We start from the raw sequence: 12,556 nt of genomic DNA, 5'->3' as shown, positions 1-12,556 counted from the left end.
GCGGCATGTGACCCTGGATGTGACGGGGCATCGGCCCGCCACGCGCCGTGGCGGGCCGCGTCGTTGCGCGCGCGCTTCCCGATCTCCATCGACCCCCACTTACTGCACTTCATGTCATCCGAATACTCCCCGACCCGCCCCGTTCACCTGAGCGACGTTCGCCACTGGGACGCCGAGCACGACGTCGTGATCGTCGGCTTCGGCGCGGCCGGCGCGTGCGCGGCGATCGAAGCCGCGACGGCCGGTGCCGACACGCTGATCGTCGAGCGCGCGTCGAGCCACGGCGGCACGAGCGCGCTGTCCGGCGGCGAAATCTACCTGGGCGGCAGCGGCGGCACGCCCGCGCAGCGGCAGGCCGGCTTTCACGACGACACCGAGGATCTGTACCGCTACCTGATGCTCGCGGGCGGCCCCGACGCGGACGACGCGAAGGTCCGGCTCTACGCGGAGCAGAGCCTCGCGCATCACGACTGGCTCGTCGCGCAGGGTGTCACGTACAAGAACACGTTCCTGCCGGAGCGGATGGTCGAGCCCGAAACCGACGACTGTCTGATCTGGTCGGGCAGTGAGGAGGCCTGGCCGTTCAGCGACGCCGCGAAGCCGTGCCCGCGCGGCCACACGCCGCAGATGCAGGGCTGGGGCGGCGGCCGGGTGCTGATGGACGTGCTCGCCGCGCGCGTCGCGGCGCTCGGCGTGCCGGTGCGCTACGACACGCGCGTGCTCGCGCTGATCGTCGATGACGCGGGCGCGGTCTGCGGCGCGGTGCTGCGCGCCTACGGCGCGACCGTCTTCGTGCGCGCGCGCCGTGCGGTGATCCTGTGCGCGGGCGGCTTCGTGATGAACCGCGACATGGTGCGCCGCCACGCGCCGACGCTGCTGCGCTCGGCCGACCCGATCGGTAGCCCCGGCGACGACGGCTCGGGCATCCGGCTCGGCATCGGCGTCGGTGGCGCGGCGATTCATATGAACGAAGGGTTCGTCAGCCTGCCGTTCTACGCGCCGGAATCGCTGATTCGCGGGATTTTCGTGAACGGGCGCGGGCAGCGCTTCGTCAACGAGGATTGCTATCACGGCCGCACTGGCCATCACGCATTGCAGCAGCCCGGCGACCGGATCTTCCTGCTCGCCGATCAGGCGGTTTTTCGGGAGCCGCCGGCGTTCGCGCGGATCGGCATCGCGGCCGCCGGCGAAAGCTGGGAAGAGGTCGAGCGCGACCTGCAGATGCCGGCGGGCACGCTGACCGCGACCGTCGACACGTACAACCGGCACGCGGCGGCGGGCGTCGATCCGCTGTTCCACAAGGCGGCCAAATGGCTGAAGCCGCTCGACGAGCCGCCGTTCGTCGCGCTCGACTGCCGGATCGACTACGCGTTCTATCCGCATTTCACGCTCGGCGGGCTCGATACGCTGCCGACCGGGCAGGTCGTCGACGATACGCGCACCCCCGTGCGCGGGCTTTACGCGGCGGGACGCACCACGTGCGGGCTGCCGAGGTGGGGCGCGGGCTACAGTTCGGGGCTGTCGCTCGCCGACGCGACGTTCTTCGGCCGGCAGGCGGGGCGCCATGCGGCGTCGGGCGGGCGGGAGGCGCTGCGGGAGGCGGCCTAACGGGAGAGTAATACGGGGAGGGCGATGCGGCCCTCCCCGTCACGCTATCGACACGACGCTGTTCAGCAGCGTCTTCACGAGCACCGCCTGGCGCGTCGCGCCGGTCTTCGCGAAGATGCCGCGAAGATGCGCGCGCGCGGTGTTCTTCGTGATGCCGGTCGCGGTGGCGGCCTCGTCGAGCGTGTTGCCATCGACGAGCAGCAGCGCGATCTCGGTCTCCATCGGCGTGAGGCGGTACAACCGGTGCAGCATGTCGCGCGACGTCTGCGGCGACGACTTCGGATCGCGGACGAACACCGCGACGGCTGGCCGGTGCCGCCGGTCCTCCGCGCCGCGGTGCGGCGCGAGCGGCCGCAGCAGCAGGTTCAACGGCATCGCGCCGCCGGCGCGCGACAGCGTCGTCGCCTCGATGCGCCCGAGCGCCGACGCGCGGTAATGCTCGAGCGCCGCCTGGATCGTTTTCTGCAGCCGCCGCTCGTCGAGCGGGCATGACGCGTGCAGCTGGTCCTGCCGCAGGCAGAGGCCGTCCTGCCGTTCGAACAGCCGTTCCGCGATGCTGTTGTGTTTCAGCACGCGGCCGTCCTCGTCGAGGATCGCGGTGCCGACGTCGAGCCGGTCGATCGTGCCCGCATACAGCGCGCGCTCCGCGTCGAGCACGTCGAGCGTCGCGTGCAGCGCGACCGCGCGTTGCAGATGCGGCAGCAGCACCGCGATCCGCGCGCGTTCCGACGCGTCGAAATCCCGGCAGCGGTGCGCGCGGCTGACGAAGAACGCGCACTCGACGCCGTCGTTACCGCGCAGGTTCGCGCCGAGGATATAGCGCAGGTCGAGCGGCTCCAGGTACTGCCGGTAGAAATCGTGCGCGCGCCATCCGGGCTCGCCGAACAGCGAGTCGGCGGTGAACACCTCGCCGGCCGGCAGGTCGACGAACGGGCACAGCGCGTAGAACTGCTCGCTGTACGACGGCTCGCCGGGCAGCAGCGGCCCGTGCACCGACGCGTTGATGATCAGGCCGCGTCGCGCGCCGCCCGGATTGCGCAGCACGAGCGTCGTGAAGCTCGCGTCGAGGTCCGCGCGGATCGCTTCGAGCAGGCTGCCCCACGGCGTCGCTTCCGTCGGCCCCTGATAGACGAGGCCGAGCCATCGGTCGAGCTCGCGCGCGGTCCACGCGGCATCGTCGAAACGGTCGTGCGCGACGGCGCCGCCATCGGATGGAACAGCGGTCGGCATGCTTGGAGTCTCCTTGAACGCAATGATGTCTTCAAGTCGAGCATACGGAACCGGTGGCGGCGCGCGTCGTCCGAACGGGTTACGTCGCCGGCGAAGGCGCCCGCCTGGTTACCCGCGCATTCGTCCGCGCATTCGTCCACGGAATCGTCCGCGGAATCGTCGGCTTATTCGCCTGCCGGCACGCGCGTGAGGTGTGGATCGTTCGGCGGGCCGAGCACGCAACTCACGCCGGCGGGATCGTAGATCTTCGCGACGCACCGGTTGCAGCTGTTGCAGCCCGAATCCGCGACGCTGCCATCACGCAGATGCGCGACGAACGCCGGATCGTGGATCAGCGCGCGCGCGAGCGCGATGCAGTCGAACCCTTCCGCCATCAGCCGCTCGACGCCGGCGCGCGACTTCACGCCGCCGACGTACGCGAGCGGCATGCGCACCGCCTGCCGGACGACGCGCGAGTCGTCGAGAAAATAGAGCTCACGAAACGCGAGGTCGCGCGGGGTTTGTCTTTCGAGCATCGTCACGCCGAAGCGCGCGATCGCGCTGGGTGCCGCCGCCTTCATCTCGGCGGTCGGCATCGGGCTGCCGAAGATCGCCCACGGGCTTTCGACGTTGCGTCCGCCGCTCAGCGTCAGCAGGTCCGCGCCTTCGTGCTCGAGGATGCGCGCGATCGCCGCCGAATCCGCCGCGGTGTTGCCGCGCGGCGCGCCGTCATTGACGCTGATCTTGCAGGTCACCGCAAGGTGCGCGCCGACGGCGTCCTTCACCTGCCTCAGCACCTGCGCGGGAAAGCGCGCGCGGTTTTCGGCCGGGCCGCCGTACGCGTCGCGTCGCCGGTTGCTCAGCGGCGACAGGAACTGGTTCAGCAGATAGCCGTGGCCCATGTGAATCTCGACCGCGTCGAAGCCGCATTCGCGCGCGAGCATCGCCGCCTGCGCGAACCGCGACGCGACGCCGGACATGTCCGCCTGATCCATCGCGCGCTGGAAATAGACGCCGTGCATCATGCCGAACGCATTCAGCCCGGCGGACGCGCTCGGCGCGCGCATGCTTGCCCCGTGCCGCATCGTCGTGAACGATCCCGCGTGCGTCAGCTGCAGGCAGGCCGCCGCGCCTTCCCGGTGCACGGCGTCGGTCAGCGCGCGCAGCTGCGGTGCGATGCCCGCATGCATGTGCAACTGGTACGGAAACGTGAGCCCGTCCGGCGAGACCGCCGTATAGGCGACGGTGGTCATGCCGATCCCGCCGGCGGCCAGATCGCGATGATGCTTGACGAGCGCGCGGGTCGGCACGCCGTCCGGCGTCATTCCTTCGTTTGCGCCCGATTTGATGAAGCGGTTGCGCAGCGCGATCGGGCCGACGCGCATCGGCGAAAAAGGTGAAAGCGGTGAAAGCGGCGACGGTGCTTGGCTAGCCATGTGGGGGCAGTCTCCGTGATTCAGAACATCGTTGAACGCTGCGCGGCATCGTGGCCGCCGTCGACGAACAGCACGCTGCCGTGCACGTACGCGGCGTCCTCCCCGCACAGAAAGGCGATCAGCGTGGCGATTTCGTCGGGTTCGGCGCGCCGCCCGAGCGGCGGCACGAAATCGCGGATCGCGTCGCCGTAGCGTGCGTCCTTCAGCCCCGCCTGCAGCAGCGGCGTGTTCACCGGGCCGGGTGCGACCGCATTCAAGCGCACGCGCGCGCCGCCCCACGCGGCCGCGCGCTGCCGCACCGCGACCGTCACCGCGTTCTTCGAGCTCGCGTACGCGACGAAGCCCGCCTGCTCGGCCGGCACCGCGCGCAGCAGATCGTGCACGCCGGTCTCGTCGCCGGACAGGTACGCGCTGCGAAGCGGGCTGCCGGCCCACGATTGCAGCGTCGCCGAATTCGACGACACGACGACCGCGGACGGCGCGTCGCCGCGCTTGAGCGCATCGAACAGGCCATCGAGCAGTGCGACGGCGCCGAAGTAGTTGACCGACGCGACCAGTGATGCCGGCTCCGCTTGCGGACCAAGACCGGCGCAGCACACGAGCCGGTCGATTGTGCCGCCGGTTTTCGCGAGCGTCGCGTCGATCGCGGCCCGTCGGCCCGCGTGCGTGGACAGATCGGCGCAGATGTCGGTATCGCGCAAATCGATGCCGACGACCTGCACGCCGCGCGCGGCGAACGATCGGGATACGGCTGCACCGATGCCGGATGCGGCGCCGGTGACGACGGCTACGGTCATGATTTTCTCCCCGGGCAAATGAATGAGCTTGCTCGCGCGAGCATACGGATCCTGCCGCGGCTCGCGTCGTCCGAACGGCTGAGTGCCGGAACCGTCCGGACGAGCCGGACGAGCCGGACGAGCCGGACGACGCGAACGACGCGAACGATCCGAACCCCCGCGCGAGCGCCGCTCAGCCGGCGCTCTCCTGCAGCAGATACGCGACGATCCGTTCCGCCGCTTCCTCCGGCGACTCGGCGGTCGTGTCGATGCGCAGCTCCGGCCGCTCGGGCGCCTCATACGGCGAATCGATGCCGGTGAAGTGCTTCAGCTCGCCGCGCCGGGCCTTCTTGTACAGACCCTTCGGATCGCGCTCTTCCGCGACGGACAGCGGCGTATCGACGAACACCTCGACGAACTCGCCTTCGCCGACGCGCGCGCGCGCCATGTCGCGCTCCGCGCGGAACGGCGAGATGAACGACACGAGCGTGATCAGCCCCGCGTCGACCATCAGCCGCGCGACTTCGGCCACGCGCCGGATGTTCTCGACGCGGTCGGCCTCGGTGAAGCCGAGATCGCGGTTCAGCCCGTGCCGCACGTTGTCGCCGTCGAGCAGGTACGTGTGCTTGCCGAGCGCGTGCAGCTTCTTCTCGACGAGGTTCGCGATCGTCGACTTGCCCGCGCCCGACAGCCCGGTCAGCCACACGACGCGCGGCGTCTGGCGCTTCAGTTCCGCGCGCGCGCGCCGGTCGACGTCGACCGCCTGCCAGTGCACGTTGTGCGCGCGCCGCAGCGCGAAGTGCAGCATTCCGGCGCCGACCGTGTCGTTCGTGAAGCGGTCGATCACGATGAAGCCGCCGGTATGCGGGTTTTGCTCATACGGATCGAATGCGACGGGCCGGTCGAAGCTCAGGTTCATCACGCCGATCTCGTTCAGCGCGAGCGTGCGCGCGGCCAGATGCTCGCGCGTGTTCACGTCGATCTTGTACTTCGGCGTCGCGCACGTCGCGCCGACCGTGTGCGTGCCGACCTTCACCCAATACGGTCGGCCCGGCAGCATCGGCTCGTCGTGCATCCACACGACCGTCGCCTCGAACTGGTCCGCGACTTCGGGCGGCGCATCGGCGGTCGCGATCATGTCGCCTCGGCTGATGTCGATCTCGTCGGCGAGCGTCAGCGTGACCGCGTCGCCGGCGCGCGCGACGTCCGTCTCGCCCGCCGGCGTGATCACCGCCGTGACGCGGCTCTCCTTGCCGGACGGCAGCACGCGAATGCGCTCGCCGACGCGGATCTCGCCCGACACGATGCTGCCCGCGTAGCCGCGGAAATTCAGGTTCGGGCGGTTCACCCACTGCACCGGCAGCCGGAACGGCTCGAGCTGCGTCGCGCGCACGTCGAGCGGCACGGTGTCGAGGTGCTGCATCAGCGTCGGGCCGACGTACCACGGCATCCGCGTGCTCGGCGCGATCACGTTGTCGCCGCGCAGCGCGGACAGCGGAATGCTGACGATATCCTCGAGGCCGAGCTCCGCGGCGAACGCGCGATACTCGGCGTCGATGCGCTCGAACGTCGCGCGGTCGTAATCGACGAGATCCATCTTGTTGATCGCGAGCACGACGCGCTTGATGCCGATCAGCGCGACCAGGTGACTGTGGCGGCGCGTCTGCGTGAGCACGCCCTTGCGCGCGTCGATCAGGATCACCGCGAGGTTCGCGGTCGACGCGCCGGTGATCATGTTGCGCGTGTACTGCTCGTGGCCCGGCGTGTCGGCGACGATGAACTTGCGCCGTTCGGTCGCGAAGAAACGGTAGGCGACGTCGATCGTGATCCCTTGCTCGCGCTCGGCCGACAGGCCGTCGACGAGCAGCGCGAAATCGAGTTCGCCGCCTTGCGTGCCGACCTTCTTCGAATCGGCCTCGAGCTGGGTGAGCTGATCGTCGAACAGCATGTTCGATTCATAGAGAAGACGGCCGATCAGCGTGCTCTTGCCGTCGTCGACGCTGCCGCAGGTGATGAAGCGCAGCAGGTCTTTCGTCTGCGAATCCGGTGAATCCGGCGAATCTTGCAGACTGCGCGCGACGTCGTCGACGCGCTCGTTCAGGACGTGTGCCATCAGAAATACCCCTCTTGTTTCTTCTTCTCCATCGAACCGGCCGAATCGCTGTCGATCAGCCGCCCCTGGCGCTCCGATGTGCGCGTGTCGCGCATCTCGAGCAGGATGTCGTCGAGCGACGTCGCGTCGCTGTCGATCGCGCCCGTCAGCGGGTAGCAGCCGAGCGTGCGGAACCGCACCTTGCGCATCTGCGGCACCTCGCCTTCACGCAGCGGCATCCGCTCGTCGTCGACCATGATCATCGTGCCGTCGCGCTCGACGACCGGCCGCTCCTTCGCGTAGTAGAGCGGCACGATCGGGATGTCGTGCAGCTGGATGTATTGCCAGATGTCCAGCTCGGTCCAGTTCGAGATCGGGAACACGCGCAGCGTTTCGCCTTTGCGCTTACGCGTGTTGTACAGCGACCAGAGTTCCGGGCGCTGGCGCTTCGGATCCCAGCGGTGCTGCTCCGAGCGCAGCGACACGATCCGTTCCTTCGCGCGCGATTTCTCTTCGTCGCGGCGCGCGCCGCCGAACGCGGCGTCGAAGCCGTAGTGGTCGAGCGCCTGCTTCAGGCCCTGCGTTTTCCACACGTCGGTATGCACGGACGAGCCGTGCATGAACGGATTGATGCCGTTCGCGACGCCGTCCGGGTTCACGTGCACGCGCAGATCGAGGCCGAGGCGCGCGACGGTTTCGTCGCGGAACGCGATCATTTCGCGGAATTTCCACGTGGTATCGACGTGCAGCAACGGGAAGGGCGGCTTCGCGGGGTAGAACGCCTTCATCGCGAGATGCAGCATGACCGAGCTGTCCTTGCCGATCGAATACAGCATCACCGGATTTTCGCTTTCCGCCACCACCTCGCGCATGATGTGGATGCTCTCCGCCTCCAGACGCTCCAAGTGGGTCAACATCGTTCGTCTCCTTCTGTTGTCCGATGCCGGCGCCGCGCGACATGTGCGGCGGCTCGTGCATGACATCAACGGTATCGAGCGATGCCCCTGCCGCTCTTCGTCCGACCGGACTAAAACCCGCGTGCGGCGCGATCCGGATTCCCCTTAGTCCACCCGGACGAAGCCGGGCGCCGGGCCGCCGCGCTAACGTGGACGCTCGACTATCGGCGGAGACGACACATGACGGACGACACACGGGCCACGCAGTTGCTGACGGGCCAGACCTGGGCCGATTTCTGCGATGCGCTCAAACGCAGCGGACAGCAGATCCTGCGCGCGGAAGCGCCGGACGACCCGCTGACGCGCGCGGAGGGCTTTCGCTACCTGAGCCGGCTGATGCGCATCGCGCTCGAGATGCACGTCGAGTTCGCGGATGGCGCGTGGCCCGGCTTCTTCTCGCCGTCGCACGAAACCGCGAAGATCGGCGCGGACAACCCGGATAACCTGTACCAGTACGCGCGGCTCGACGGCCGCCACGACTATCGGGTGACGGGGCGGCGCGGCACGGTCGCGTACCTGAGCTTCGGCACACAGAAGGGCGGCTACGAGACCGACGGCAAGATGCTGCAGACCGGCTTTCTCGACGCGAAGCAGCTCGACGTCGCGCCGGACGGCAGCTTCGAGATCGTGCTGAGCCAGACGCCGCGCGACGGCAATTGGGTGCGGATCGAGCCGGCCACGAACGCGCTGCTCGTGCGGCAGACGTTCATGAACCGGCGTGCGGAGCAGCCGGCGCAGCTGAAGATCGAGCGCATCGACGCGCAGGACCGGCCCGCGCCGCTCGACCCGGCGACGCTGCAGGCGGGCCTCACGCGCGCGGCGGGGTTCGTCGAGCAGACCGCGCGGCTGTTCGCGGACTGGGCGGCCGGCTACGGCGCGCACGTGAACGCGCTGCCGCCCGCCGACCAGGCGCTGTGCCAGGCGGTCGGCGGCGATCCGAACATCTACTACTACCACTCGCGCTGGTCGCTCGCGGACGACGAGGCGCTCGTGATCGAAGTCGATCGCGTGCCCGACTGCGATTTCTGGAACGTTCAACTGAACAACTACTGGATGGAGTCGCTCGACTACCGCCATTTCGACGTGTGCGTGAACAAGCACAGTGCGCGGCTCGACGAGTCGGGCGGCGTGACGGTGATCGTCGCCGCGTCCGATCCGGGCCGAGGGAACTGGCTCGACACGGCCGGGCACTCGACCGGCACGATCTGCTGGCGCTGGGTCGGCGCCGCGCAGCCGTCGCAATTGGCCCAGTCGTCGCATCCGCGCACGCGCGTCGTCAAGCTCGCGACGCTGAAGGAGGCCGCATGAATACCGCGATCGAATCCGTGAAAACGCTGCTGAACGCCGATGATCTGATCGCGCAAGCGTCCGCGCGCACGGGCGGGTTGACCGCGTTCGGCGATGGGCCGTATCGCGAGGCGCTCGACGTGCTGTGCGCGTCGCTGACGGGCGAGGCGAACCTGTCCGCGCGCGGCGCCGCGATGATGCGTGAAAAGCTCGTCGGGCAGCTCGCGAACCGGCTCGTCGTCGAAGACTACTTTCGGCGCCATCCGGACATCGCCGACATCGAGATCGACGATCCGCTGGTGATCGTCGGCCTGCCGCGCACCGGCACGACGATGCTGCAACGGCTGCTGGCCGCCGATCCGCGCTTTCATTCGGCCGCGTGGTGGGAGACGCGCTATCCGGCGCCGCTGCCCGGCGAGACGCTCGCCGCGCCGACCGAGCGGATCGCGCGCGCGCAGGCCGAGGTCGCGATGATGATCGACGCGATCCCGCAGATCCTGTCGATCCATCCGCTCGACGCGATGCTCGCCGACGAGGAGTTCATGCTGATGGAGCATTCGTTCGTCTGCGCGATGGATTCGTATGCGAACGTGCCGACGTACACCGCGTGGCTCGCGCGGCAGGACCTGACGCCCGTCTACACGTACCTGAAGCGGATGCTGCAGTTCCTGCAGTGGCAGAAGGCGCGGCGCGGCGGTGCGGGCGCGGGCGCGTCGCGCTGGCTGCTGAAGACGCCGCAGCACCTGCACGCGCTCGACGTGCTGTGCCGCGTGTTTCCGCGCGCCCAGGTCGTGCTCACGCATCGCGATCCGGCGCAGACGATTCCGTCGATGGCGAGCATGGCGCACACGCTGTGGCAGATGTACGCGGACGATCCGGACCCGCGCGTCGTCGGCGCGCAATGGAACGCGGGGATGGCCCGCGCGATCGGCAGCGCGATGGGCGCGCGCGACACGCTGCCCGCGGAACGGTTTCTCGACGTGCGCTTCGAGGATACGGTCGCGAACCCGCTCGGCGTCGCCGAGGCGGTGTACGCGTTCGCCGGGCTGCCGCTGACGGACGAGGCGCGGGCGGCGATCCGCGACTGGCTCGCGCGCAACGGACGGGAAAAGCGCGCGGCGCACGACTACTCGATCGAACGCTTCGGCTTCACCGACGCGCAGCTCGCGCACGATTTCGCCGCGTATCGCGCGCGGCATCTGCAGGCCGCGCACTGACGCCGCGGACGTTGCGGACGTCGCGGACATTGCGAACACAACCATTATCAGGAGACGAACGATGTTGCTGAAGGACAAGGTCGTGGTGATTTCCGGCATCGGCCCGGGGCTCGGCGTGAAGCTCGCGGTCGAGGCGGCGCGCGAGGGCGCGCGGGGCGTCGTGATCGCCGCGCGCACGCCGGCGAAGCTCGATGACGCCGAAGCGCGGATCCGCGAGCTCGGTGTCGATTGCGACGTGCTGAAGGTGACGACCGACATCGCCGATCGCGCGCAATGCCGGCAGCTCGCCGCGCAGGCGATCGAGCGGTTCGGCCGGATCGACGCGCTCGTGAACAGCGCGTTCGTGCACGGCACGTTTCCGGAGGCCGTCGACGAGGCCGATCTGGACGGCTGGCGCGCGGTGTTCGACACGAACGTGTTCGGCACGATGACGCTCACGCAGGAGGTCGTGCCGCACATGAAGCGGCAAAAGCGCGGCGCGATCGTGATGATCAACACGCAGGCGACCCGCAAGCCGTTCGCGGGCGAATCCGGCTACGCGGTATCGAAGGGGGCGCTCGCGGTTGCGGCAAAATATCTGGCGCGCGAGCTCGGCGTGCACGGGATTCGCGCGAACAGCATCCACATGGGCTGGATGTGGGGCGTGCCGACGCAGACGTACTTCCGGCAGGCCGCGGAGGAATACGGCATCAGCGAGGAGCAGATCATCGCGCCGATCGCGTCGAACATCGCGCTTGGCGCGCTGCCGACCGACGACGATTGCGCGCGCGCGGCGCTGTTCCTCGCGTCCGACTACGCGAACGCGGTGACCGGCGCGACGCTCGATGCGAACGGCGGCGATTTCATGCCCTGACGGACGAAGGCGACAGACGATGCAACACACATCATCCAACGGACGACATTTCTACGCGTTCAACGGCGACGCGGACGGGCTGTGCGCGCTTCAGCAGTTGCGGCTCGCCGAGGGCGCCGGCGGCACGCTCGTCACCGGCGTGAAGCGCGACATCCGGCTGCTCGCGCGGATCGACGCGCGCGCGGGCGACCGGATCACGGTGCTCGACGTGTCGCACGACCAGAATCGCGAGGCGGCCGCGCGGCTCTTGCGCGACGGCGTCGCGGTGCGCTATTTCGACCATCACTTCGCGGGCGAACTGCCGGACGATCCACGCTTCGATGCACACATCGACACCGCGCCGGACGTCTGCACGAGCGAACTCGTAAACCGTTATCTCGGCGGGCGGCACGTGCGCTGGGCGATCGTCGCGGCGTTCGGCGACGAGCTGCCGGCGCTCGGCGGCGCGCTCGCGCGCGCGCATGGCGTCGGCGACGACGAGCGGCACACGCTCGCGGAGCTCGGGCTCTATCTGAACTACAACGCGTACGGCGACCATGTCGGCGATCTGCATTTCGACCCGGCCGCGCTCGCCGACGCGATGCTGCCTTGCGTCGATCCGCTCGACTTCGTGCACGGCACGCCGGTGTTCGCCGCGCTGCGCGACGGCTACCGCGACGACATGGCCCGCGCGTGCGCGCTGCCGCCGCTGCGCGAGGTGCCGGGCGCGACGCTGATCCGGATGCCGGATCATCCGTGGGCGCGGCGCGCGACCGGCATGCTCGCGAACGAGCGGATGCGCAGCGCGCCCGGCGCGGCGCTCGCGGTGCTGTCGCCGCGCGCGGACGGCGGGCTCGTCGTCAGCGTCCGGGTGCCGGACGGCCGCGCGCTCGGCGCGGACGATTTCTGCCGAGGCTTTCCGACGGGGGGCGGGCGCAAGCGCGCGGGCGGGATCAATCACCTGCCCGAAGCGGAGTTCGACGCGTTCGCCGCGCGGTTCGAGCAGGCGTTCCGGCTCGATTGATTCGATTGATTCGATTGATTCGATTGATTCGATTGATTCGATTGATTCGATCGACGCCGCGCTTTGCCGGATGCCGGGTGGAGCGTGGCGTCCGGTGAGTGAGTGCCGCGCCGCGCGTT

10 protein-coding genes are annotated in these 12,556 nt (G+C 69.2%); 5 read left to right on the top strand and 5 right to left on the bottom strand.

Annotated features, from left to right (window positions below; genetic code table 11):
- Window positions 1-111 precede the first annotated feature (111 nt).
- Complete coding sequence (locus HZI36_RS23430) at window positions 112-1,608, top strand: FAD-dependent oxidoreductase (RefSeq protein ID WP_179405060.1); 1,497 nt, start codon at window positions 112-114, stop codon at window positions 1,606-1,608.
- A 39-nt stretch (window positions 1,609-1,647) separates the two neighbouring features.
- Here HZI36_RS23430 and HZI36_RS23425 read toward each other — a convergent pair whose 3' ends face one another.
- From HZI36_RS23425 to cysD, 5 genes are all read right to left on the bottom strand, one after another.
- Window positions 1,648-2,838: a helix-turn-helix transcriptional regulator gene (locus tag HZI36_RS23425; protein ID WP_179405059.1), complete on the bottom strand. Its 1,191-nt coding sequence runs from the start codon at window positions 2,836-2,838 to the stop codon at window positions 1,648-1,650.
- A gap of 164 nt (window positions 2,839-3,002) precedes the next feature.
- Window positions 3,003-4,253 (bottom strand): NADH:flavin oxidoreductase, encoded by a 1,251-nt coding sequence (locus tag HZI36_RS23420; protein WP_179405058.1) that lies wholly within the window; start codon window positions 4,251-4,253, stop codon window positions 3,003-3,005.
- Window positions 4,254-4,273: 20 nt separating this feature from the next.
- On the bottom strand, window positions 4,274-5,050 hold the full coding sequence (locus tag HZI36_RS23415; protein ID WP_179405057.1) for an SDR family oxidoreductase: 777 nt from the start codon (window positions 5,048-5,050) through the stop codon (window positions 4,274-4,276).
- Window positions 5,051-5,222: 172 nt separating this feature from the next.
- Window positions 5,223-7,142 (bottom strand): sulfate adenylyltransferase subunit CysN, encoded by a 1,920-nt coding sequence (cysN, locus tag HZI36_RS23410; RefSeq protein WP_179405056.1) that lies wholly within the window; start codon window positions 7,140-7,142, stop codon window positions 5,223-5,225.
- Window positions 7,142-8,104 carry a sulfate adenylyltransferase subunit CysD gene (gene cysD, locus HZI36_RS23405; protein WP_218884255.1) on the bottom strand — a complete coding sequence of 321 codons (963 nt, stop codon included), beginning with the start codon at window positions 8,102-8,104 and terminating at the stop codon, window positions 7,142-7,144. Before cysD ends, cysN begins: the two co-directional genes overlap by 1 nt.
- 153 nt (window positions 8,105-8,257) lie before the next feature.
- Here cysD and HZI36_RS23400 point away from each other — a divergent pair, with 153 nt between their 5' ends.
- The 4 genes from HZI36_RS23400 (at window position 8,258) to HZI36_RS23385 (ending at window position 12,437) form a co-directional block, all read left to right on the top strand.
- Entirely contained in the window at window positions 8,258-9,385 is a 1,128-nt protein-coding gene (locus HZI36_RS23400; RefSeq protein WP_179405054.1) for a DUF1214 domain-containing protein, read from the top strand.
- The gene (locus HZI36_RS23395) at window positions 9,382-10,581 is read left to right on the top strand and encodes a sulfotransferase family protein (RefSeq protein ID WP_179405053.1); all 1,200 of its coding nucleotides are present in this window, start codon (window positions 9,382-9,384) and stop codon (window positions 10,579-10,581) included. The genes HZI36_RS23400 and HZI36_RS23395 overlap by 4 nt, the downstream gene beginning before the upstream one ends.
- A gap of 61 nt (window positions 10,582-10,642) precedes the next feature.
- On the top strand, window positions 10,643-11,434 hold the full coding sequence (locus HZI36_RS23390; RefSeq protein WP_179405052.1) for an SDR family oxidoreductase: 792 nt from the start codon (window positions 10,643-10,645) through the stop codon (window positions 11,432-11,434).
- 19 nt (window positions 11,435-11,453) lie between these two features.
- A complete protein-coding gene (locus tag HZI36_RS23385; RefSeq protein ID WP_179405051.1) occupies window positions 11,454-12,437 on the top strand; it encodes an acetyltransferase in 984 nt (327 codons plus the stop codon).
- Window positions 12,438-12,556 lie beyond the last annotated feature (119 nt).

This window comes from Burkholderia guangdongensis, assembly GCF_013403875.1.
GTDB classification, from domain to species: domain Bacteria; phylum Pseudomonadota; class Gammaproteobacteria; order Burkholderiales; family Burkholderiaceae; genus Burkholderia; species Burkholderia guangdongensis.
The sequence above is the reverse complement of the archived record's forward strand: the minus strand, read 5'-3'. Positions and strand labels throughout refer to the sequence as shown.